This window comes from Ensifer sp. D2-11, from assembly GCF_054161295.1.
In genome coordinates, this window is record NZ_CP096433.1 from 1,419,564 (window position 1) to 1,440,172 (window position 20,609).

Annotated in this window: 23 protein-coding genes and 1 tRNA gene; 12 read left to right on the forward strand and 12 right to left on the reverse strand. The window is 61.0% G+C overall.

The annotated features are described in order from the left end of the window. Position 1: 1 nt before the first annotated feature. Positions 2 to 265, reverse strand: a complete 264-nt coding sequence (locus tag M1D34_RS06815) for a hypothetical protein (protein WP_003530972.1) — start codon at positions 263 to 265, stop codon at positions 2 to 4. Between the two features lie 157 nt (positions 266 to 422). Further along, positions 423 to 1,070, reverse strand: a complete 648-nt coding sequence (locus M1D34_RS06820) for an outer membrane protein (protein ID WP_003530975.1) — start codon at positions 1,068 to 1,070, stop codon at positions 423 to 425. Between the two features lie 261 nt (positions 1,071 to 1,331). Here M1D34_RS06820 and M1D34_RS06825 point away from each other — a divergent pair, with 261 nt between their 5' ends. Then, on the forward strand, positions 1,332 to 2,339 hold the full coding sequence (locus M1D34_RS06825; RefSeq protein WP_498781311.1) for a GlxA family transcriptional regulator: 1,008 nt from the start codon (positions 1,332 to 1,334) through the stop codon (positions 2,337 to 2,339). A 69-nt stretch (positions 2,340 to 2,408) separates the two neighbouring features. Here M1D34_RS06825 and M1D34_RS06830 read toward each other — a convergent pair whose 3' ends face one another. The 3 genes from M1D34_RS06830 to M1D34_RS06840 form a co-directional block, all read right to left on the reverse strand. After that, positions 2,409 to 2,714, reverse strand: a complete 306-nt coding sequence (locus tag M1D34_RS06830) for a hypothetical protein (RefSeq protein WP_003530979.1) — start codon at positions 2,712 to 2,714, stop codon at positions 2,409 to 2,411. Between the two features lie 329 nt (positions 2,715 to 3,043). Beyond that, positions 3,044 to 3,451, reverse strand: coding sequence for a DUF1236 domain-containing protein (locus tag M1D34_RS06835; RefSeq protein WP_003530981.1), 408 nt, complete (start codon positions 3,449 to 3,451; stop codon positions 3,044 to 3,046). Between the two features lie 905 nt (positions 3,452 to 4,356). Next, on the reverse strand, positions 4,357 to 4,758 hold the full coding sequence (locus M1D34_RS06840; RefSeq protein ID WP_003530983.1) for a DUF1236 domain-containing protein: 402 nt from the start codon (positions 4,756 to 4,758) through the stop codon (positions 4,357 to 4,359). Positions 4,759 to 4,995: 237 nt separating this feature from the next. Here M1D34_RS06840 and M1D34_RS06845 point away from each other — a divergent pair, with 237 nt between their 5' ends. Continuing rightward, positions 4,996 to 5,295: a hypothetical protein gene (locus M1D34_RS06845; RefSeq protein ID WP_003530985.1), complete on the forward strand. Its 300-nt coding sequence runs from the start codon at positions 4,996 to 4,998 to the stop codon at positions 5,293 to 5,295. Positions 5,296 to 5,370: 75 nt separating this feature from the next. On the opposite strand, the gene M1D34_RS06850 is transcribed toward M1D34_RS06845, so the two are convergent. From M1D34_RS06850 to M1D34_RS06875, 6 genes are all read right to left on the reverse strand, one after another. Then, on the reverse strand, positions 5,371 to 5,610 hold the full coding sequence (locus M1D34_RS06850; protein ID WP_003530986.1) for a hypothetical protein: 240 nt from the start codon (positions 5,608 to 5,610) through the stop codon (positions 5,371 to 5,373). A gap of 470 nt (positions 5,611 to 6,080) precedes the next feature. Then, positions 6,081 to 6,344: a hypothetical protein gene (locus M1D34_RS06855; RefSeq protein WP_003530987.1), complete on the reverse strand. Its 264-nt coding sequence runs from the start codon at positions 6,342 to 6,344 to the stop codon at positions 6,081 to 6,083. A gap of 39 nt (positions 6,345 to 6,383) precedes the next feature. Further along, positions 6,384 to 6,536, reverse strand: coding sequence for a hypothetical protein (locus M1D34_RS06860; protein WP_498781747.1), 153 nt, complete (start codon positions 6,534 to 6,536; stop codon positions 6,384 to 6,386). Positions 6,537 to 6,905: 369 nt separating this feature from the next. After that, positions 6,906 to 7,085, reverse strand: coding sequence for a hypothetical protein (locus tag M1D34_RS06865; protein WP_027990710.1), 180 nt, complete (start codon positions 7,083 to 7,085; stop codon positions 6,906 to 6,908). A 20-nt stretch (positions 7,086 to 7,105) separates the two neighbouring features. Beyond that, a complete protein-coding gene (locus tag M1D34_RS06870) occupies positions 7,106 to 7,411 on the reverse strand; it encodes a hypothetical protein (protein WP_498781316.1) in 306 nt (101 codons plus the stop codon). A 152-nt stretch (positions 7,412 to 7,563) separates the two neighbouring features. Beyond that, positions 7,564 to 7,639: transfer RNA gene (locus M1D34_RS06875), tRNA-Lys, on the reverse strand. A gap of 556 nt (positions 7,640 to 8,195) precedes the next feature. Between M1D34_RS06875 and M1D34_RS06880 the strand changes: the two genes are divergently transcribed. Then, positions 8,196 to 8,939, forward strand: coding sequence for a cytochrome c biogenesis CcdA family protein (locus M1D34_RS06880; protein ID WP_003533210.1), 744 nt, complete (start codon positions 8,196 to 8,198; stop codon positions 8,937 to 8,939). Positions 8,940 to 9,077: 138 nt separating this feature from the next. Next, a complete protein-coding gene (locus M1D34_RS06885) occupies positions 9,078 to 10,040 on the forward strand; it encodes an AEC family transporter (RefSeq protein WP_003533213.1) in 963 nt (320 codons plus the stop codon). Here the strand turns inward: M1D34_RS06885 and M1D34_RS06890 are convergent. After that, positions 10,008 to 11,219 carry a UbiH/UbiF family hydroxylase gene (locus M1D34_RS06890; protein ID WP_013844473.1) on the reverse strand — a complete coding sequence of 404 codons (1,212 nt, stop codon included), beginning with the start codon at positions 11,217 to 11,219 and terminating at the stop codon, positions 10,008 to 10,010. The two genes, M1D34_RS06885 and M1D34_RS06890, sit on opposite strands and share 33 nt — an antisense overlap. 343 nt (positions 11,220 to 11,562) lie before the next feature. Between M1D34_RS06890 and pcsA the strand changes: the two genes are divergently transcribed. From pcsA to M1D34_RS06930, 8 genes are all read left to right on the forward strand, one after another. Further along, positions 11,563 to 12,288, forward strand: a complete 726-nt coding sequence (gene pcsA, locus M1D34_RS06895; RefSeq protein ID WP_003533217.1) for a phosphatidylcholine synthase — start codon at positions 11,563 to 11,565, stop codon at positions 12,286 to 12,288. Between the two features lie 52 nt (positions 12,289 to 12,340). Beyond that, entirely contained in the window at positions 12,341 to 13,318 is a 978-nt protein-coding gene (locus M1D34_RS06900) for a quinone oxidoreductase family protein (RefSeq protein WP_013844472.1), read from the forward strand. A 146-nt stretch (positions 13,319 to 13,464) separates the two neighbouring features. Then, positions 13,465 to 15,051, forward strand: coding sequence for an ABC transporter ATP-binding protein (locus tag M1D34_RS06905; RefSeq protein WP_127541943.1), 1,587 nt, complete (start codon positions 13,465 to 13,467; stop codon positions 15,049 to 15,051). Further along, positions 15,041 to 16,135, forward strand: coding sequence for an ABC transporter permease (locus tag M1D34_RS06910; protein ID WP_498781321.1), 1,095 nt, complete (start codon positions 15,041 to 15,043; stop codon positions 16,133 to 16,135). The genes M1D34_RS06905 and M1D34_RS06910 overlap by 11 nt, the downstream gene beginning before the upstream one ends. After that, positions 16,135 to 17,055 carry an ABC transporter permease gene (locus M1D34_RS06915; protein WP_028011603.1) on the forward strand — a complete coding sequence of 307 codons (921 nt, stop codon included), beginning with the start codon at positions 16,135 to 16,137 and terminating at the stop codon, positions 17,053 to 17,055. Before M1D34_RS06910 ends, M1D34_RS06915 begins: the two co-directional genes overlap by 1 nt. Before the next feature lie 46 nt (positions 17,056 to 17,101). Further along, positions 17,102 to 18,172 carry a BMP family ABC transporter substrate-binding protein gene (locus tag M1D34_RS06920; protein WP_003533231.1) on the forward strand — a complete coding sequence of 357 codons (1,071 nt, stop codon included), beginning with the start codon at positions 17,102 to 17,104 and terminating at the stop codon, positions 18,170 to 18,172. A gap of 172 nt (positions 18,173 to 18,344) precedes the next feature. Continuing rightward, positions 18,345 to 19,094: a FadR/GntR family transcriptional regulator gene (locus tag M1D34_RS06925; RefSeq protein ID WP_498781324.1), complete on the forward strand. Its 750-nt coding sequence runs from the start codon at positions 18,345 to 18,347 to the stop codon at positions 19,092 to 19,094. 132 nt (positions 19,095 to 19,226) lie between these two features. After that, on the forward strand, positions 19,227 to 20,519 hold the full coding sequence (locus tag M1D34_RS06930; RefSeq protein ID WP_003533234.1) for a hemolysin family protein: 1,293 nt from the start codon (positions 19,227 to 19,229) through the stop codon (positions 20,517 to 20,519). Positions 20,520 to 20,609 lie beyond the last annotated feature (90 nt).

Consider the following 20,609-nt stretch of genomic DNA (forward strand, 5'->3'; position numbering starts at 1 on the left):
CTCACTCCTTCTTCGCTGTGTTTCGCCGCTCGAGCAATTGCTGGAAAATATCGGCTTGCCGGTCTGCCGCCGAGCGTATGGCGGCAAGGTGGTCGAGCATCGCGCCGAAGGCGACGAGGAGAAGGCCGCCGGCAACCGCCGGAAAGGCCCAGGGGAGGACAGCGACAAGGCTTTTCACGTCGGGAGAGGGGACCAGTGTCATCGCCAGCAAAACCAGCGTTCCGATGACGATCGCACCGCCCAAGAACTCCAGAAATCTTCCCATCCTTCCTCCCCGTAGTGTTTCGACGTGCTGCGGTTACATCCCGTCCCGCTTCCGCAACCCGTCTCCTGATGCCTGCTGCTTTCTCATGTCGGAGCCGATATGGCCTTCAGAAAAAACCCGGCGATTGCCGGGTCCTTGATCGAAACTCCTGCGGCGATCAGAACTTCACGCCGACGCCGACGGTAAACTGGTGTTGGTCGAGGTCGACGTTGACGCCGCCCACATCCTTGTCTCCGAAATCGTTGTAACGATATTCTGCGCGTCCGAAGACGCTGTCGGTGAAGCCGTAGTCGACGCCTCCGCCGATAGTCCAGCCGTTGAAGGTTTCCTTTTCCTTGGGCGCGCCGGCGACATCGACGAAGCCGCGCGTTACTGCCCAACCGCCGGTGGCGTAAATCAGCGTCCGGTCGTTTACGGTGTAGCCGAGGCGGGCGCGCACGGATCCGGAAACATCCGTCCCGGCTTCGGTGTCGGACCCGAAGACGGTGACGGTCTCATCGTTCCAGTTGTAGCTGACATCGCCCTCGACGCCGACGACCCAGTCGCCATGCTGATAGTTGTAGCCGGCGAAGGCGCCGAAGAGGCCGCCGCTGAATTTTTCGGAGGCGCTGCCGCCCGGAACGCTGAGGTCGCTGTTCAACCAGCCGCCTCCGCCCTGCAAGCCGAGATAACCGCCCGTCCATACGAAGCTGGATATCGTCTCGACCGTCGGCGCCGGCTCCGGTGCCTGTGCCAAATCGGCTGCATGGGCCGCTCCCCCGAGCAGCGAAGCCCCGAAGACTGCAACAAGCACATTTCTGATCATCACAGATGCCTCCTGTTGTTGCGGCAGAGATTAGCAACATATCGGGTGCGAGTCTGCGAAAAACAACGCCTTCGAACCGCCCGTTCCGAGGGAAAGAAAGAGGGCCGGCGGTTGTTCCGGCCGGCCCTTCCGAAAGTAGCGGAAAAGGGGAACATCATCTCCGAGCGGGCCTGCAAATGCCCGCAAAAGAGATCGATTGCCGGTCGATAATGCCCTAACGCACGTTTGGGATTTGACATATCGCGCATAAAATTTGACGTTATGCGCATGATTGCGAACCGTTCTGCACAATCGTCGATTGAAGTCGTGGTGGTCGTCCTGCCCGAATCATCGATCATGTCCTTTGCCTCGGTCCTCGATCCGATGCGCGCGGCAAATCGAGTGGCCGGGCACGAGGTCTTCCGCTGGCGGCTGCTGTCTGCCGACGGCCAGGCGGTGATGCTGACCTGCGGTGTGCCGATTGCCGTGGACGGAAGTTTCACCCTGCCTGTCGTGGGAGATCTTCTCCTCATCATCGGCGGGTTCAATCTTCACAGGCACGCCGGCAAGCGGTTTCTCGCGACCCTGCAGGAATGTGCACGACATTTCGACATCGTCGCAGGCGTCGAATCCGGGTGCTGGCTGCTCGGCCGTTCGGGGCTCATCAATGGCCGCAAGGCTACCGCCCATTGGGAGGAGCTCGAAGATTTCAGTCAGGCTTTTCCGGAACTGGAGGTGATCGGCGACCGTTTCGTGATCGACGGTAAATACTGGACCTCAGGCGGCGCGTCGCCGACCTTCGACATGATGCTGCATCTCGTCGCCGAGAGGCTGGGGCCTGCATTGGCGCTGGATGTTGCGAGCATTTTCGTCTACGACCAGATGCACGGCCCGACGGATGTCCAGCCTTTCGTTTCGCTCGGCCGTATCGAGGCACGCGACCCGGAGCTTGCCGCGGCCATCAGGCTCATGGAGCGCACGCTCGAGCGTCCGATGACCGTCGCGGCGCTGGCGCGCCGGCTTTCCGTCTCCCAGCGCAAGCTCGAAACGCTCTTCGCCAAAGGCCTCTCGACGAGCCCCGGTGCCTATTACCTGCGCCTCAGGCTGCAGGTCGCCCACCGCCTCGTGCGTGATACCGGAATTCCGATGCGTGACATCGCCCTGCGTTGCGGATTCGACAGTCTCTCGGCCTTTTCGCGCGCCTATCGGCGCGAATACCGGACGAGCGCTTTGAAAATGCGCAGCGCACGTGGCGCAGGCGTTACACCGGACGCGTCAGACAAGGGGTAATTGCGCTGCGCTTACGATGACCTGCAACAAGCGGGAGCAACGTGCCGTAGCGACTTGCGCTTCAAACGGTTACCTTCGTGCGTGTCCGGCCGACCCGGCGCAGGCCTCTTCGAATTCCTTGACCGTCTCCGGCTCGTTGTCCTCCGGCAGCACGGCATCAGCCATGTCGGCGCGGTCCGCCGAAGCGGCTGCATCGCCTTCATAGACATAGGACTGGATGTAGTAGGCCAGCTCGCCCTTCCATACATTCCTGCCGTCTATCTGCCGGCAGGCCACGGCAGTTTCGAAATCGGACTGGAGATCATCGACCGTAGCGGTGGCCGAGACGAGACTCGAAGGCGCCGCGAGTGAGGCAATCAACAAGGCGGTAAACATGGTGGCAGCCCTCCGGAAGCGAACCTAGGGGGAAACGGCGGGATGGTTCCTTGGTTCCCCTCGATAGAGGGCGATTCCGACTTGGAAGGAAGCGGCAATTTTACATGAATGAGTTTTTGCTGAAAAGCGATGTGTATGTGCCACACCATCGGGAAATGCGCGGAAACGAAGGGCGTGAGCATTTCCGCGATTCGAAGAAGCGCGGAAATGCTCTGGACCACGATGATCTCAGGTCGGGTCGACCAAGATCATGAACATGATCTATAAGGTTGAGCGGGATGAGGTCGGAAAAGCGCATAGACTTTTTCCGCACCCCGCTCCAATGCCTCTTACTGAACGACCTGGACGACCGTGTAGGTTCTTGGGTCGACGATCACGCGTTGGTTGTTCACCACGGCGAACGCGTAGGAGGGATTCTCAGGAACAGGCGTCAGAGCCACGGTCCGCGGCAGCGGACGACCGACGGCGATCCGCTCCTGCAGCACGACGGTGTCGGCGGGAACCGGCTGCTGTCGCACATAGGTTACGACCTGCTGCGGCGGAGGAGCGATAACCGCGCCGGCGACGAGCCCGACCGCGCCGCCGATGGCAGCGCCCACGGGACCGCCAACGATAGCGCCGGTAACGGCTCCACCCGCGGCACCCGTCACCGCACCCTGGTTCGTGTCGTTTGCAATAGCGGGCGCGGCAAAGATGCCCGTTGCGATCGCAGTAACAATGAAGATCTTGGCGTTCATCTGTCGTACTCCCTTGATATACGATGGAAGAACGATGTATCTCGTGATTTGTTCCTGTTTTTACTGTAGGACTATCAATCGGATACAGTAACGTTACGTTACCTGAGTGAAATATACCGTGGCGGCAGGCGAGTTGCCGGCGCGACCCAGCGGTTCGGCGAAGCCCCAGAGCGGCGCTGCCCGAAGGGACTACTGGGACGCCGCTCCGGGGCCACTCGCGGGGTCCGCCGTCCAGCGGCGGCTGGCTTCGGACCTCGCGATCTCTCTGCAACAATCGCCGATGGCTTTGCTGCAGCCTTCCATGCGAACAATATCGCAGCCGGCAGCGCAGCGTATCGGACCTTTGGCCAGCCAAGAGCCTTATGACACCGGGACCAAAGTCCGGCAGATTAGTGATATGTCCGCGTCAACTCCCGCATCCGCCGCAAACGGGCATGCATCAAAGCCGCGGCGGGACGTGGAGCTATGGCGATAAAAAAGCCCCGCTCGATGGCGGGGCAGGCACGCATCCGCTTGGCAAACGAAATGCGGGGAAAGATGTAGCTCCAACGGAACTACGACGCGGACGCTATCTCTGAGCCGAACTGGTGGGAAGGTCTGAATCCCGGTTTCCGGTACGCCGCAGCGAATAAATCCACGGCGTCCGTGAGGGAAGCTGCGGAAAAGCCGGGTCGGCTTGGCCGCGACGATGAGCGGATCGTCTCGATTCAGCTCAAGCCGAAGAACGACAAGATGGCTATCACGATCACGACGAGGCCGACGAGGTAGATAATCTGGTTCATCGCTCAACTCCTTTCATCACGGGTGAACGGACACGCCGCGGGTAAGTTCCAGGCCGGCGGTAAACGCGGGCCGGCCTGGCGCCCTATGCGAAGCGTGGGGTGGCCGTTCTGACCACCGTGAGGTCAGTTGATGACCTGAACGACTGTGCGCGACTTCGGCTCCACAATGAGACGCTGCTCATTGACCACCGCGTATGCATAGGTGGGATTATCCGGGACCGGAGTCAGCATAACAGTTTCGGGAACGGGCTTGCCGACCGCAATCGGCTGCTGAACGACCACCGATGGCGGTGCCGGCTGCTGCTGAACATACGTGACCACTTCGGGAGGAGGCGGCGTGAGTGCGCCGCCGAGCGTGGCGCCTACCACGGCGCCGACCCCGGCCCCGATCGGGCCGCCGATAATGGCGCCGGTTGCGGCGCCGCCGACCATGCCGGTTGCCGCATTGGTACCATCGGCTTGCTGCGCGACAGCACCGCTGGCGATGAGCGCGACAGTCGCGGTAATAAATACGAGCTTCTTCATAGCATTTCCTCTCGTTGAACTCGTCACTCAACGGGGAAATAAGCAAGCGGTTCCACTCTTTGGACTTTAGTCCGACTCAATGTCAGACGATTGCCCGATCAAGCGTGCGAACTTCGAGGATATATTTCGTTGATAGTCGATTTTCCTTGGATACGCGCCGTTTCGAGGGCGTTGCGTTGTTCATCAGCGGTTCAGGCATGATGGCTCAAGCTGATAGGCAGCGAGAAGGAGTAGACCATGAAAAAGCTCTTATCCGCCCTCACAGCCGTAGTCTTGGCTGCGTCTTTTTCCCTTCCGGTGAGCGCTGCACCGATATTCGTGCCTATGCCGGAACAAGTGAAGACCGACGCCGTCGAGCAGGTCAATCACCGGCGCCATCGCCATTGGCGCGCGGAGCGCCACTGGAACAGACGGTACGCTTCGCGGTCCTGCCGCTACTACGGCAGGTGCTATCCCCGCCATTACAGGCACTACAGCTATCGTGACTATCACCGCTACCACCGGCGCCCGGGCGTGACGATCTATTTCAACTTCTAGCGACGGTTCACACGGGCGCCAGTCCTTCCTCGAAGCGCTATTCGGGGAGGGATTTCTTTTTGCGGCGGATGGATGTCACCGGTGCCAACGCGCACCACGAGCATTCCTGCGGAACTTTGCCAGCGATCGTCTGAGTTTCGTCATGTTCCGGGCGACTTGCTCTATCGTGATCAAGTGCTTTTCGTTCGCCAACACGATGGCGGTCCCACATCTCCTGCAGGGGAGTTCGTCGTTCGCCTTCACCCAAGCGACAGGCCTGCTGGTCTCATGGCCGCATTCGGGGCAGGGGATGCCGATCTCTTCATTATCGAACATGGCAGCACTCCGGTTGAGTGCGAATTGCAGCACAACCTATTTCGAGGCGCAATGCTTACTCTCTGACTAAAATGGGCTACAAACGGACGTCGCGACCGCATCCTTATGGGCATGAGGGAGAGCGGACGATTCCGTGTCGGGTGCCTCGAATTGGTTGCCCGAGCTGTACCATCGGCCACGAAAAAGCCCCGCACAATGGCGGGGCAAGCCCTCATCCAGTTGCCTTCATTGGATTCGGGGACGCAGCCAGAATGCAGCTGCGCAGAGACGCTATCTGCGGTTTCATCAGCGAGAAAGGTCTGATTCCGCGATTCCGGTACGCCTCTTCAAAAATACATGGGCAGGTAAAGCGCTTTTGCACATTTACATCAAGCGCGATTTTCCGTGTCCTGATCACATCAGCGGCATTGCGGGCGGAACGAGCCTGCCGTCGTGAAGGCGACGGGGCAAATCGGCGCAGATCAGCAGCGTCAATGGACGGTGCGGATCGACTGATCGAGAAAGCTGCGTATTCCGTCGCGATGGACGGTCGCCAGAAATTCCTGGAAAGCATCGCGGTCGGTAGCGAACTGATCATCCCAGACGGTCGAATATCCCTCTTGATCGACGACCTCGAGCGTCCAGTCTGCGTTGCTGCCGGCCGGGCGGTATATGCCGATAGTGACCATGATGTCGTCGTCGACGAATTCGCCGGAGAACTCGGAAAACTCGTACTGCTGTTCGTTTTCGGTCATCGATCTCTTATAGCATGCGAGAGTGCCGAGGGGCAGCCTTCATGACGTCACCCCTGTATGTACGCAGGTATATTTGTTCGGGTCCCAGGTGCCGTCCTGACAGGGGACATCGGCAAATCCGGATACGAGCAGGAACAACAGCAGCACTGCGATCAGAATGGCCGCCAGGGCGAGCAGTCTCATGGCGCGCACGTTACGCTTCAATATCGCTTACTCCAGACCACGTGTTGATGCGAGTGATTTGCTCAATTTTGGTTGTGCAGGGCGATTTGATTTATTGCTTTTTATACGAAGCCCGCAGCACGGATGTAGTGCTACCAAGGCATAAAGACTAACTCGAATCGGCGGACTGGCATAACGGCGTCAAACGGAGCCGCGTTTACGGACCCGCGCTCACCAACTTAGACGTGGCTCCTGTCCAAGCGCCATGCTGATCTTTTCAGCGTTCAACCGAAGGCAAATGGCAGCCACACGAGCACAAAGGCGGAGATGATGATCACTGCCACCGCAATCAATTCACCTCTTCGTCCCATCATCTACGGCCATTCGGAAATTATGTCGCTAACTTGGGGCAAACAGCAGAACCACAGCGATAACGATCAACAGCGGCCCCATCCAGCGAAAGTGCCTTGTGAGTTGAACGAGCCACGGCATTTGAGTGTTCGTCTGAACGAAGCCAAAGCCTGACGCTGTCATCCAGAGACCGGCGCCAAACATGATTATTTGATCGATATTGGCCATTCGTCGCAGGTTCGAACGTGTTACTTGGTCGGCTTCACAAGCGAGATGACCCGCGGCTTAGACGGCGCGTCCAGCCATTCGATCCACGTGTCCCGTTCCTCGATCGTGTCGAAAAACCGCCAGAGCTTGTATTCTTCTTCGGTGGTGTCCAGCATCTCGCCGACGGTCACGAGTTCCAGGGGCAATGTCACCTCGTTGCCGTCGAACCGAACGAAATAGAGTCCCTCGGCAGCAAGACGGATCACTTGACCAGTGGAGTAACTCCCATCGGGGGCGTCCATCGTGAAGTACATGCCGGTCAAGGTCTCGAAAATTTTGCTGTTCATCGGTTTCACATGCCAGTTCAAGAAGTGGGAATCAGAGATTCGCCCAGGCCGCCGGCAAACGCAAGAGATCACTATGATAGGTGAGGGCCGGCAGGCACCGCGCTGACTGGGAGGCAATAGAGCGCGGGAGTATGGCGTCGGCAAGGGCGCAGTGGTGAGCGCGCAGGGATTCGAACCCTGGACCTACTGATTAAAAGTCAGTTGCTCTACCGGCTGAGCTACGCGCTCCCATACCGGGCCTTGAGGCCCGGCGGAGTGGCCGGACATATGCACGCACGCTTTGCGCCGGTCAACCCAAAAATTGCATTAAGGCCTGAGTTTATAACGGCTGCTGCGAGATGGGTAATGGCGTTGAAGCTCCGGTCGGTTTTGTTGGTACGCCTGGCGCGATGCACTTGAATTCCTTGAGTACCGACTGCCTGGCCTAGGAAAGCTTTCGGAGGACTGCAATGTCTCCTCACCCTCATCTCTGTGCTTGTCACAGAGATCCAGCAGCGCCGCGTCTGCGGGCGCTGGAAGAGTTCTTTCAGACCAAGGACTTGGTCTGGCTGGATCCCTGTGACGAGCACAGGGATGAGGAAATCAAACAAGTCGCGGCGGGTATCCCGTATCTCAAGAGGCCTAGACCATGGTTATGGATTCGAAGCGAGCGGCTGCGGGTCGGACCGCTCGTCTTCGGCGCGGCTATGGCTCCGTGCGTCAAAATGATCGCCAAAAGGTGATTGGTTTCGCTCCATACATGCGGGTAAGAAGGCGGCAAGTCGAGTGCCGGAGTTCTGATACCTTGTCGATTGCAGATATTTCCATCTGGACCGCCGTTCTTGCAGGTGCTCTGTCCTTTCTCTCGCCCTGCGTCCTGCCCCTGGTGCCGCCTTACCTGTGTTACATGGCCGGCGTTTCCGTCGATCAGTTCCGGGACGGAAATGCCGTGGCAACCGCAAGCACGCGCAGGGCCGTGCTGCCGGCGGCGTTGTTCTTCACGCTCGGCTTTGCGACGGTCTTCGTGGCGCTCGGAGCAGGCGCCTCTTCGATCGGTCTTTTGCTCAGGCAGCATCTCGATCTTCTTTCGCGCATCGGCGGGATCATCATCATCATAATGGGGCTGCATTTCCTCGGGGTCTTCCGGATCGGACTGCTTGCCCGCGAGGCACGTTTCCAGGGCGGCAAGCCGGCGACCCTGTCGGGAGCCTATGTCATGGGCCTTGCCTTCGCCTTCGGCTGGACACCGTGCATCGGTCCGGTACTGGGCACCATCCTGGGTGTTGCCGCCGCGCGCGATACGGTCGCCGACGGCGCTGCTCTGCTGGCGATCTATTCGCTCGGACTCGCAGTACCGTTCTGGATCGCGGCGGGCTTTTCCAGTGCCTTCATGCGTTTTCTTTCGCGTTTCCGCCGCCATCTGGGGCTCATCGAAAAGCTGATGGGCGCTCTGCTCGTCGCCGCCGGCCTTGCTTTCCTCTTCGGTTTCGTCAGTTCCGTCGCGATCTGGTTCCAGCAGACCTTCCCAATTCTCTCCCAAATCGGCTAAGCACGCCCTGGCTACAGCTTCCGGACGGGAACGTTACCCACTTTTCCGGGAAGCGCTGAGTCTTTGAACAACGCACTTCCGGACGGAAAACCGCCACGCATTTTTCCTGGAAGCGCTTCTGCAGCGGCGAGGGAGATCATGGCGGAAATCACGGGTCTGGTGCTGCCGTTCTTCGGTCTCATCTTTCTCGGCTACCTGACGGCGCGCCTCGTCGACCATCCGGGCGAGGCGATGGGCTGGCTGAACACGTTCATCGTCTACCTGGCGCTGCCGGCGCTCTTCTTCAAGCTGGTATCGCGCACGCCGGTGGAAGAGCTTACCCGTGCCGATTTCATCCTGACCAGCGTGGGCACGACCTATGTCGTCTTTGCGCTGATCTTCGCCATAGGGCTGTTCCTGCGCCGCAATACGGTTGCCGAGGCGACGATGCAGGGCTTCGCCGGTGCTTATGGCAATATCGGCTACATGGGCCCCGGTCTGGCGCTGCTGGCCCTCGGGGAGACGGCGGCCGTTCCGGTAGCGCTGATCTTCTGCTTCGAGAATGCAGCGCATTTCACCGTCGCTCCGGCGATGATGGCGGCTGCGGGCGGCAGCAAGCAGAAGCCGGCAGTCGTCGCACTCGGCATTGCGCGCCGAATAGCGTTTCATCCATTCATCCTGTCGACCTTTGCCGGCGTCGCCGCGGCTTTTCTCTCTTTCGAACCCCCGCTGCCGCTGCAGCGGCTTATCGACTATCTGGCGCAAGCGGCGGCGCCTTGCGCCCTTTTTGCGATGGGGGTCACGCTTGCGCTGCGCCCGCTCAAGCGTATTCCTGCAGAGATCGGCTACATCGTTCCGGCGAAGCTCGTGCTTCATCCGGTGCTCATGTACCTGGCGCTCAGCCTTGGCGGTGCCTACGATCCCATCTGGGTACAGACGGCCGTGCTGCTCGCCTCCTTGCCGACCGCAACCAATGTCTTCGTGATCGGCCAGCAATACGGCGTCTGGCAGGAGCGGGCATCGGCGACGATCCTCATTACGACGTTGCTTTCGGTCGCGACGGTGACCGGCCTGCTTTATCTGATACGCTCAGGCGCTCTTCCGGCGGATCTGTTCCCGTAAACCCTCCTTGAACGCCTGCAGCGCGCTGCCGGGATGTATTCCCTCGCGCATCAAAAGTCCGCGCAACGGCCCCGCAGAGGAGAGGAGATGCAGGCCGGCCGCACGCAGGGCCTGCACCGGCAGGAAATTGGAGAGCAGCGAACGGTTGAGCAGGTCGACGCTCGCCGTTCGGCTGAGAATGTCGGCGCGCCGCCGGCCATCGAAGCGGTCGCCTGTGTCTGCCGGCAGGCGGCTGCCGGTTGGCCGGCCGATGAGATCGACAAGGGTCATGATGTCGCGAAGACTGAGGTTCAGCCCTTGGGCCCCGATTGGTGGAAAGGCATGGGCGGCTTCGCCGACGAGCAGGGTGCGGCCCTTGCCGAAACGACGGGCGGAAAGGCCGGAAAGCGGAAATGATTGCGGCATTCCCTCCGTCGTGACTTTGCCGAGAATCGACTGCATTCGGTCCTCGATGGTGCGCGAGAGGACGTCCGGTGCAAGCGTCAGCGTCTCCTCGGCGTCCCGGGGCTTGCGAACCCAGACCAGGCTCGAGCGGTTGCCGGGAAGAGGCACCTGCGTGAACGGACCGCCCTCGGTATGGAACTCGGTCGAAACGTCCTGGTGCGGCAGTTCGTGGCTGAAATTCAGGACGATAGCGGCCTGCGGATAGGACCAAGTGCGAACGCCGATCCCGGCGGCCTCGCGCACCGCCGAGCGTCGCCCGTCTGCGCCGACCACCAGGTCGGCAGTAATCGAGCGGTCATCGCCAAGACCGATCCGAACCTCTGCGCCGTCGATGTCGAATCTCGTTGCCGCGGCGGTCGCACGCTCGAGCGTCGGCAGTCCCGCTTCGTGCCGTTCCAGAATCTCGAGGAAGGGCGCGTTCGGAATGTTGTAGCCGAAAGCATCGAGGCCTACTTCGGAGGCGCGGAAATTGACCGGAGGCGCCCGAAAAAGCCGCGAGGTCCCGTCGAGGATGCGAATGGCGACGAGCGGCGCAGTCAGCGGCTCGACCTCACCCCAAAGATCGAGCTTCTTCAGATATTCGATCGACTGGTCCATGAGCGCGGTGGTGCGGCCGTCGGCGATGGCAGGCCGCGGGCCGACGAGCGCCACGCGGTGACCTTCGCGGGCAAGAGCGATCGCCGCCAGAGAGCCGGCAAGCCCCGCGCCGATAATTGCGATGTCATAGTGATCCATGGCCGACAGGACCTCCCATGCGGTTGCCCGCTTTCGTCTCGATATCACAGCCTGAAGTGCCCGCATTCATCCCAAGCCCTTCAGCGTGTTGCTTTGTGCCCGCATCTTCGGGCGACATGCATTAGTTCTAGTCGCTTAGCCCATTGAAATAAATGGGCAGATTCAGCGCAGGGGCACGCGCCGCATGTCCACAGGACAATGCCGCCCCAAGGCGACGAACGTTTGGAATTTGCTGGCGATGCTCGGCAAACGGTGCATATTACGGCCAAAGCGGTGCCGGTGCTGAAATAGCGGCTGACCGGCGGCGCAGAGGGACGGGACAAGGGACAGGGCGGCTTCGCACATGAAGTTCTTCAATTACAGACGCGTTCCTTACGCGGAAATACGCGCCTTTTCCGTGCATATCCTCACAGCGTCCGGATCGTTCCTGGCCTTTCTCGGTGTCGTCGCTGCGGCAGAGCACCGCTTCGTCGACATGTTCTGGTGGCTCGGTCTGGCCTTGCTCGTCGACGGCATCGACGGGCCGATCGCCCGCAAGGTCCAGGTCAAGGAGGTGCTGCCCAACTGGTCCGGCGATACGCTCGACAACGTCATCGACTACGTGACCTATGTGTTGCTGCCGGCCTTCGCGCTCTACCAGAGCGGCATGATCGGCGAACCCTGGTCGTTCGTGGCCGCCGGCGCGATCGTGGTTTCCAGCGCTATCTACTATGCGGACATGGGAATGAAGACGGACGAGTATTTCTTTTCCGGATTTCCTGTCGTCTGGAATATGGTCGTCTTCACCCTTTTTGTGATCCAGGCGAGCGAAGTCACTGCATCGATTGTCGTTTTCCTATCGGTGATATTGACGTTCCTGCCGATCAACTTCCTGCATCCGGTGCGTGTGAAAAGGCTGAGGCCGCTCAATCTCGGCATCTTTCTCGTCTGGTCGGTGCTCGGAATGTATGCGTTGCTCCTGCATTTCGAGACCCCGCCCTGGGTAGTGGTGGGCGTCGTGGCAACCGGGCTTTACCTCTACGTCATCGGTTTCATACTGCAGATCTTCCCGAAACTCGGGCGTGCCTGAGCGCGATCGGTAGGCTCGGCGCGAAATCATTGCAATCGGTTAGGAGTTGGACATGGCACAGGCGATCGTCGTTCGCGAACTTGGCGGACCGGAAGTTCTGAAGATGGAGGGCGTTACGCTGGCGGCGCCCGGACCCGGCGAAGTGCAGATCCGGCAGGTGGCGATCGGCCTCAATTTCATCGACGTCTACTTTCGTACCGGCCTTTACAAGTCGGCGACCGGGCTTCCCTTCATTCCGGGCAAGGAAGGCGCCGGAGTAGTGACTGCAGTGGGTGACGGGGTGAGCATGTTCTCGGTCGGCGACCGCGTCGCCTACGCATCCGCTGATGGCGCCTATGCCAGCGAGCGCAACGTAGACGCCTCGCAACTCTTGAAGGTGCCGGAGGGAATCAGCCTGGAGACGGCGGCTGCGATGATGCTCAAGGGCATGACCGCGCAATACCTTCTCAACCAGACCTTCAAGGTAGGCCCGGAGACAACCTTGCTCTTTCACGCCGCCGCCGGCGGCGTCGGGCTCATTGCGGGGCAGTGGGCCAAGGCACTTGGTGCGACGGTGATCGGAACGGCCGGATCGCAGGAGAAGATCGATCTGGCTCTTGCCCATGGCTACGACCACGTCATCAACTACCGCACGGACAATTTCGTCGAGCGCGTCAAGGACTTGACCGGAGGGCGCGGCGTCGACGTCGTCTATGATTCCGTTGGGCGCGACACCTATCCGGCCTCGCTCGACTGCCTGAAGCCGCGCGGCCTCTGGGCCAGCTTCGGCAATTCCTCCGGGCCGGTGGATGCTTTCAACATCGGCATCCTGGCGCAGAAGGGTGCGCTCTATGCGACGCGCCCGACGCTCTTCACTTACGTCGCGACCCGGCCGGCCCTGGAGGCATGTGCAAATTCCCTGTTTGATGTTGTGCAAAGCAACAAAGTGCGTATCAATATCAACCAGACCTATCCGCTCGCCGAAGCCGGTCGGGCGCATACGGATCTCGAAACAAGAAAAACAAGTGGAACGACATTGCTGATTCCCTGACCGAAGCCTTACGGCGCCGGCGTCTTATCGGACGCGAAGGTCGCTGTAGTCTTCACGTTGCTGCAGGTTCCTGTCGATTGATCGGGTACGATCAAAGGAAACGTGCAGTAAGGCGGGCGGGGATCGAAGAGGGGAAAGAGGGCAGCGTGCCTGAAAAGGGACAAACCGCGAGCGGCCCGCTGCTGGCCGTTCGCAACCTTACGAAATTGTTCGGCTCGTTCGCGGCCTGCAATGCAATCGATCTGCAGATAGAACCCGGAGAAATCCACGCGCTGCTCGGCGAGAACGGCGCGGGAAAGTCGACGCTGGTGAAGATGCTGTTCGGCGTGCTCGCGCCGAGCGCCGGCGAGATCATGTGGCAGGGAGCGAATGTCCGCATCGCCAGCCCGAGCGACGCCCGCCGGCTCGGCATCGGCATGGTCTTCCAGCATTTCTCCCTGTTCGAGGCCCTGACGGTCGCCGAGAACATCGCCCTTTCCATGGACCGGGCCGTTTCGCTCGCCCGCGTCGCCGAGGAGGCGTCACGGCTGTCGCGCATCTATGGCCTGCCGCTCGATCCGAAGGCACATGTCGCCGATCTCTCCGTCGGCGAAAGGCAGCGGATCGAAATCGTCCGGGCTCTCCTGCAGAACCCGCAGCTCATCATTCTCGACGAACCGACTTCGGTGCTGACACCCCAGGAGGCGGACCGCCTTTTCGAGACGCTGCAGAAACTGCGATCGGAGGGGCGTTCCGTCCTTTATATCAGCCATCGTCTCGAGGAAGTGCAGCGCATCTGCGACCGCGCGACGGTGCTGAGACACGGCAAGGTAACCGGCGCCTGCGATCCGCGCGCGGAAACGCCCGCCTCTCTGGCAAGAATGATGGTCGGCAGCGATGTCGCGGTCGTCACACCGGAGGGCACGAGCACCAGAGGCGACGTGCAATTGGAGGCGCGGCATCTTACGGTCGCGGCGCGCACGCCCTTTGCGGTCTCGCTGAAGGACATCTGCCTGAAGGTCAGGGCGGGCGAGGTACTGGCGATCGCGGGAGTGGCCGGCAACGGGCAGAGCGAGCTTTTCGACGCGCTTTCGGGCGAATATCCGTTGGCCGACGACGATGCCATCCAGATCCGCCAGCGGCCGGTCGGGACCAGGAACATCAATGCGCGCCGTCTGATGGGCGCCGGATTCGTGCCGGAGGAGCGCCATGGGCACGCCGCGGTCTCGGCGCTGTCGCTCTCCGACAACCTTGTGCTCGCGCGCAGCCAATCGGATCGCCGGGCTTTCCTCGGCGGCGGCGCATTGAAGATCATCCGCCACGGCGCCGTCCAGGCGGCCACGAAGCGGATAGCCGAGGCGATGGACGTGCGCAAGAGCGGCGAGGACCCGCCGGCCGGTTCGCTGTCGGGCGGCAATCTGCAGAAATTCATCGTCGGACGGGAGCTCGACCGGCAGCCGGCCGTGCTCGTCGTCAACCAGCCGACCTGGGGCGTGGACGCCGGAGCGGCGAGCCGCATACGCCAGGCCCTCGTGGATCTCGCAAAGGCCGGTTCCGCTGTGCTGGTGATCAGCCAGGATCTCGATGAGATATTCGAGGTGGCGACGGAGATCGCAGTGATCAGCGACGGGCGTCTCTCCGATCCCTATCCTGCCCGCGAACTTTCGCGCGAAAAGATCGGCCTCCTGATGGGCGGCATGCATGGCCAGGCGCAAGGCCAGGCCGAAGGCGAGGGAGCGGCGCATGCGCATTGAACTCGAAAAGCGCGCGAAGGCCTCGACGCTGTTTTCCATCCTTTCGCCGTTCATCGCATTTGCGCTGACCATCGTCTTCGGCGGCGTGATGTTCGCACTTCTCGGCAAGAATCCGGTAACCGCGCTCTACAGTTTTTTCGTGGAGCCGCTGAGCGAGGTCTGGTCGCTGCACGAACTCGCGATCAAGGCGGCGCCGCTGATCCTGATCGGCGTCGGGCTCTCCGTCTGCTTCCGCTCCAACAACTGGAACATCGGCGCAGAGGGTCAGTTCATCATGGGCGCAATCGCCGGCTCGGCCCTGCCGGTACTTTTCTACGATTGGCAGTCGCCGTTGATATTGCCGCTGATGATGCTTCTCGGCATGCTTGGCGGAGCGCTCTTCGCGGCGATACCGGCCTTCCTGAAGGCGCATATGAATACGAACGAGATATTGACGAACCTGATGCTGGTCTATGTGGCCCAGCTCTTTCTCGACTGGCTCGTGCGTGGCCCTTGGCGCAACCCGCAGGGCATGAACTTCCCGGAAACGCGAACGTTCAGCGCGGATGCGATCCTTCCCGAAATGCTCGCCTCGGGGCGTACGCATTGGGGTTTTGCCTTCGCGATCATCGCGGCGGTGCTGGTGTGGTTCATGATGCGCTATACGTTGAAGGGCTTCGAAATCACCGTTCTCGGCCAGTCCGAGCGGGCAGGGCGCTTTGCCGGCTTTTCCTCGCGCAGGATGATCTGGTTCTCGATGCTGTTTTCCGGCGCGCTGGCGGGGCTCGCCGGCATTTCGGAAGTGAGCGGCGCCATGCAGCAGCTGCGTCCGGTGATCTCGCCCGGTTACGGATTCACCGCTATCATCGTCGCGTTCCTCGGCCGGCTCAATCCGCTCGGAATCGTGGCCGCCGGTCTCGTCCTGGCGTTGACTTATCTCGGCGGCGAGGCCGCGCAGCTTTCGATCGGCGTATCCGAAAAGGTGACGCGCGTCTTCCAGGGGCTGCTGCTGTTCTTCGTGCTGTCGTGCGACGCGCTCATTCACTATCGCATCCGGCTGGTGTGGGACCGCTTCGCAGCGGTCAGGACGGAGGAGGCGCACTGATGGGCATAGTCGAAGCAATCCTCTTCAGTGTCATCACGGCTGCGACGCCGCTGGTCCTCGCCGCCCTGGGCGAGCTCGTCGCCGAGCGGTCCGGCGTGCTCAACCTCGGCGTCGAAGGCATGATGATCATGGGAGCTGTCTGCGCCTTCGCGGCGACGCAGCTCAGCGGCTCGCCCTATGTCGGAATTCTTGCCGGAATCGCTGCCGGGGCCGTGTTTTCGCTGCTGTTCGGCTTCCTGACGCTGACGCTTGTTGCCAACCAGGTAGCGACCGGCCTGGCGCTGACTCTCCTCGGGCTCGGCGTTTCCGGGATGCTCGGAGAGAGTTTCCTCGGCATGCAGGGGATCAAGCTGCAGCCGATCGCGATCCCGCTCCTGTCGAAGATACCCGTCGTCGGACCGCTTTTGTTTCGGCAGGACGCCATATTCTATGCGTCGGTCGCGATCGTGGTGGGCGTCCATCTGTTTCTGTTCAGGAGCCGTGCGGGATTGAAGTTGCGGGCGGTGGGCGACAGCCACGCCTCGGCCCACGCCCTCGGCGTGAACGTCATTCGCACCCGCTACCTGGCCGTTCTGTTCGGCGGCGCCTGCGCCGGACTTGCCGGCGCGCAACTGTCGCTCGTCTACACGCCTCAATGGGTGGAGAACATGTCGGCCGGCCGGGGCTGGATCGCGCTGGCATTGGTGGTTTTCGCCTCGTGGCGGCCCTGGCGAGTCGTCGCCGGAGGATATCTCTTCGGAGCCGTATCGATCAGTCAGCTTCATGCCCAGGCCTTCGGCATCGGCATTCCCTCGCAGTTCCTGACTGCGCTTCCCTATCTCGCGACGATTGTCGTACTCATTCTCATATCGCATAACCGGCGCATGACCCTGATCAACACGCCGGCATCGCTCGGCAAGCCCTTTGTGCCGGACCGGTGAAGAACAACAGCCAGACGGACATTTCTCAAACCGACAGAGGTCAAAAATGAAAAAACTACTCGTCGCCCTCGCAACCACCGTCGCCGTGCTCGGCATCGCGCCGGCCGCAAGCGCTCAGGAAAAGGCAAAGATCTGCTTCATCTATGTCGGCTCGAAGACAGACGGCGGCTGGACCCAGGCCCACGACATCGGCCGCCAGGAGCTAGAAAAGGAACTCGCCGACAAGATCGAAACGCAGTTCCTGGAAAACGTGCCGGAAGGTCCGGACGCCGAACGCGCGATCGAGCGCCTGGCGCGTTCCGGCTGCGGCCTGATCTTCACCACCTCCTTCGGCTTCATGGATGCAACGATCAAGATCGCGGGCAAATTCCCGGATGTGAAGTTCGAGCACGCGACCGGCTACAAGACCGCGCCGAACGTCGCCACCTATAACAGCCGTTTTTACGAAGGCCGTTACATCCAGGGCCAGATCGCCGCGAAAATGTCCGAAAAGGGCGTTGCCGGCTATATCGCCTCCTTCCCGATTCCCGAGGTGGTGATGGGCATCAACGCCTTCGTCATCGGTGCCCGGGCGGTCAATCCGGATTTCAAGATCAAGGTCGTATGGGCGAACACCTGGTTCGATCCGGGCAAGGAAGCGGACGCCGCCAAGGCGCTCATCGATCAGGGTGTCGATATCATCACGCAGCATACCGACACGACCGCGCCGATGCAGGTCGCCGCCGAGCGCGGCATCAAGGCCTTCGGTCAGGCATCCGACATGATTGCCGCCGGCCCGCAGACGCAATTGACTGCGATCGTCGATACCTGGGGCGCCTATTACGTGAAGCGCACCAAGGCCTTCCTCGATGGAACGTGGTCGACGACTTCGAGCTGGGATGGTCTGAAGGACGGCATCCTGACCATGGCGCCCTACACCAACATGCCTGATGACGTGAAGGCGATGGCGGAAGCGACGGAGGCGAAAATCAAATCCGGCGAGCTGAAGCCGTTTACCGGTCCGCTCAACAAGCAGGACGGCAGCCCGTGGCTGAAAGAGGGCGAAACTGCCGACGACGCGACGCTGCTCGGCATGAACTTCTATGTCGAAGGCGTCGACGACAAGCTGCCGCAATAGTCGAACGTCCGAAACACGGCAACCCCGCGCCTCGCGCGCGGGGTTTTCTATAGTCCGACCCGGCCTACCTGCAGCTCTCTGCAGGCCTTTCAGGAATCGTCTATTCGATCTAGTGTTGATCGTCGCCGGCAAGAATCACGCTGACGATGAGGAGTTTCCTGGGGAGGATTGGTTGAAGAGCGTGCTTGAGACCGTGATATCCGGCACGCCGAAGCGGACGAGCCATGCACAGGTCGTGGATCAGCTCGGCAAGGCGATCGTTTCGGGCGAGTTCCCGGTCGGCAGCATTCTCCCCGGAGATCCTGAATTGGCGCTGCGTTTCCGCGTCTCGCGGACGGTACTGCGCGAAGCGATGAAGACGCTTGCCGCCAAGGGCATGATCGTACCGCGCGCCCGGATCGGCACACGCGTCACGCCCCGCAAGGAGTGGAACCTCTTCGACAGCGACATTCTCACCTGGCACTTCGCCTGCGGCGTCGACGAGGATTTTCTCTATCATCTGAGCGAGGTGCGGCTGGCCTTCGAGACGCATGCCGCGGCACTGGCGGCAACAAACGCATCGGACGCGGAAATCGCGGGGATGATGCGGCTCGCCGTCGCCATGGGCGAAGCGAATCACACCCCCGAGAGTCTCGCCGTAGCGGACCTCAAGTTTCATCTCTCCGTCATCGAAGCGTCCGGCAATCCCTTTCTGCGTACCGTCGGCGGCTTGATCGAGGCAGCCCTTGTGGGCGTCTTCAAGCTCAGTTCGCCGACCGCCGAGAAAGGCGGTATCGACGAGGTTGCGCGCAACCATATCCGCATCGTCGAGGCGATCGGCAAAAGGGACGAGGCGGCTGCACGCCTGGCGATGGAGCACGTGATCAAGGTGGGGCGTGCGCGTATCCGTCAGGCGCTGAGCGGAGGCAAGGCGAAGGCTTGACCGGAACCTCGTCGCGCACCTTAGCTCCTGCCGTGAAATCCTGCAGGTGACCTTGCCCGAACTTGCGGCTTAGCCTATCTGGGATGGGGGCAGTCGCGAGGCCGCCCCTTTTTCAACGGTGAACCGGAGACTATGTTCGAGCTTCTTGTCATTTTCCTTCTGCTTTTGATCAACGCTTTCTTCGCGTTGTCGGAAATGGCAATCGTCTCGGCAAGCAAACCGCTGCTTCGTCAGATGGTGAAGCAGGGCAACCGGCGCGCGGAGGCCGCGCTCAAGCTCGCCGAGGACCCGGGCAAGTTCCTGTCGACGGTACAGGTCGGCATCACCCTTGTCGGCATCCTCGCGGGCGCCTATGGCGGCGCGACGATCGCTGCCAAGATTGCGCCGTTCCTGAACGACATCGGCTGGATCAGCCCTTACGGCGACACGATCGCGGTCGCACTGGTCGTCACGCTGATTACATTTCTGTCGGTGGTCATCGGCGAGCTCATCCCCAAGCAGCTGGCGCTTAGAAATCCGGAAGGGCTGGCCATGTTCGTCGCCGGTCCGATGGCGCTGCTTTCGCGTATCGTGGCGCCGGTCGTCTATATTTTCGAAACGGCGGCCTCTATCGCGATGCGGCTCATGGGCATGAGGCCGGAAGATTCCGATCGGGTCACCGAAGAGGAAGTGCAGGCCATCATGGCGGAAGGCGTCGAAAGCGGCGCCATCGAGAAGAGCGAGCACGAGATGCTGCGGCGAATCATCCGCCTCGGCGACCGCAACGTCAAATCGATCATGACACACCGCACAGAGGTCAGTTTCATCGACGTTCACGACAGCCTGGAGACGATCGGGCAGAAGATCCGGCAGTTCGGCCACTCGCGATATCCGGTGATCGACGGCCCATCGGGTGATGTCATCGGCGCGGTCCTTGCCAAGGAGATATTGAATGTTGCGCCGGCCGCGCCTTTCAACATCCGCGATTATGTCCGCGAAATTCTTACCCTGCCGGAGACGGCCTCCTGTCTGAAGGCGCTCGAAGCCTTCAAGTCGTCCAGTATCAATATGGCGATGATCGTCGACGAGTACGGGAGCACGGAGGGGATCATCACCACCGCCGACATCCTTGAGGCCATCGTCGGCGTCATCCCTTCGAATTATGATAATTCCGAGCACGCCCTCATTCGCCAGCGCGACGATGGCAGCTATCTCGTAGACGGACGGACGCCGATCGATGAAATCCACCTCCAGATCGGCATCGATGGAATCGACGCGGACGGCGATTTCGAAACCATTGCCGGCTTCCTGGTGCAGCAGTTGCGCAAGACTCCGGAGGAGGGCGACACCGCCCAGGCGCACGGCTATCGCTTCGAGGTGATCGACATGGACGGCCGACGCATCGACAAGATCCTCGTCAGCCGGGCCGGTGAGGCACTCTCATGACGCGGGTTTCCGCGACATTCCGCCTCTCAACTCATCAGAATCGATCACATTCATGATTTCAGGCCGATCCGACCTAAAATCACCGTGATC

Excerpts from the sequence above, each read along its gene's own strand:
- M1D34_RS06915 (WP_028011603.1), top strand. The coding sequence starts at position 16,135 with ATGGGCATAGTCGAAGCAATCCTCTTCAGTGTCATCACGGCTGCGACG.
- M1D34_RS06840 (WP_003530983.1), bottom strand. The coding sequence starts at position 4,758 with ATGAAGAAGCTCGTATTTATTACCGCGACTGTCGCGCTCATCGCCAGC.
- M1D34_RS06885 (WP_003533213.1), top strand. The coding sequence starts at position 9,078 with ATGGCGGAAATCACGGGTCTGGTGCTGCCGTTCTTCGGTCTCATCTTT.
- M1D34_RS06920 (WP_003533231.1), top strand. The coding sequence starts at position 17,102 with ATGAAAAAACTACTCGTCGCCCTCGCAACCACCGTCGCCGTGCTCGGC.
- M1D34_RS06845 (WP_003530985.1), top strand. The coding sequence starts at position 4,996 with ATGAAAAAGCTCTTATCCGCCCTCACAGCCGTAGTCTTGGCTGCGTCT.
- M1D34_RS06910 (WP_498781321.1), top strand. The coding sequence starts at position 15,041 with ATGCGCATTGAACTCGAAAAGCGCGCGAAGGCCTCGACGCTGTTTTCC.
- M1D34_RS06900 (WP_013844472.1), top strand. The coding sequence starts at position 12,341 with ATGGCACAGGCGATCGTCGTTCGCGAACTTGGCGGACCGGAAGTTCTG.
- M1D34_RS06855 (WP_003530987.1), bottom strand. The coding sequence starts at position 6,344 with ATGACCGAAAACGAACAGCAGTACGAGTTTTCCGAGTTCTCCGGCGAA.
- M1D34_RS06825 (WP_498781311.1), top strand. The coding sequence starts at position 1,332 with ATGCGCATGATTGCGAACCGTTCTGCACAATCGTCGATTGAAGTCGTG.
- M1D34_RS06890 (WP_013844473.1), bottom strand. The coding sequence starts at position 11,219 with ATGGATCACTATGACATCGCAATTATCGGCGCGGGGCTTGCCGGCTCT.
- M1D34_RS06830 (WP_003530979.1), bottom strand. The coding sequence starts at position 2,714 with ATGTTTACCGCCTTGTTGATTGCCTCACTCGCGGCGCCTTCGAGTCTC.
- M1D34_RS06865 (WP_027990710.1), bottom strand. The coding sequence starts at position 7,085 with ATGGCCAATATCGATCAAATAATCATGTTTGGCGCCGGTCTCTGGATG.
- M1D34_RS06835 (WP_003530981.1), bottom strand. The coding sequence starts at position 3,451 with ATGAACGCCAAGATCTTCATTGTTACTGCGATCGCAACGGGCATCTTT.
- pcsA (WP_003533217.1), top strand. The coding sequence starts at position 11,563 with ATGAAGTTCTTCAATTACAGACGCGTTCCTTACGCGGAAATACGCGCC.
- M1D34_RS06820 (WP_003530975.1), bottom strand. The coding sequence starts at position 1,070 with ATGATCAGAAATGTGCTTGTTGCAGTCTTCGGGGCTTCGCTGCTCGGG.
- M1D34_RS06930 (WP_003533234.1), top strand. The coding sequence starts at position 19,227 with ATGTTCGAGCTTCTTGTCATTTTCCTTCTGCTTTTGATCAACGCTTTC.
- M1D34_RS06850 (WP_003530986.1), bottom strand. The coding sequence starts at position 5,610 with ATGTTCGATAATGAAGAGATCGGCATCCCCTGCCCCGAATGCGGCCAT.
- M1D34_RS06870 (WP_498781316.1), bottom strand. The coding sequence starts at position 7,411 with ATGAACAGCAAAATTTTCGAGACCTTGACCGGCATGTACTTCACGATG.
- M1D34_RS06815 (WP_003530972.1), bottom strand. The coding sequence starts at position 265 with ATGGGAAGATTTCTGGAGTTCTTGGGCGGTGCGATCGTCATCGGAACG.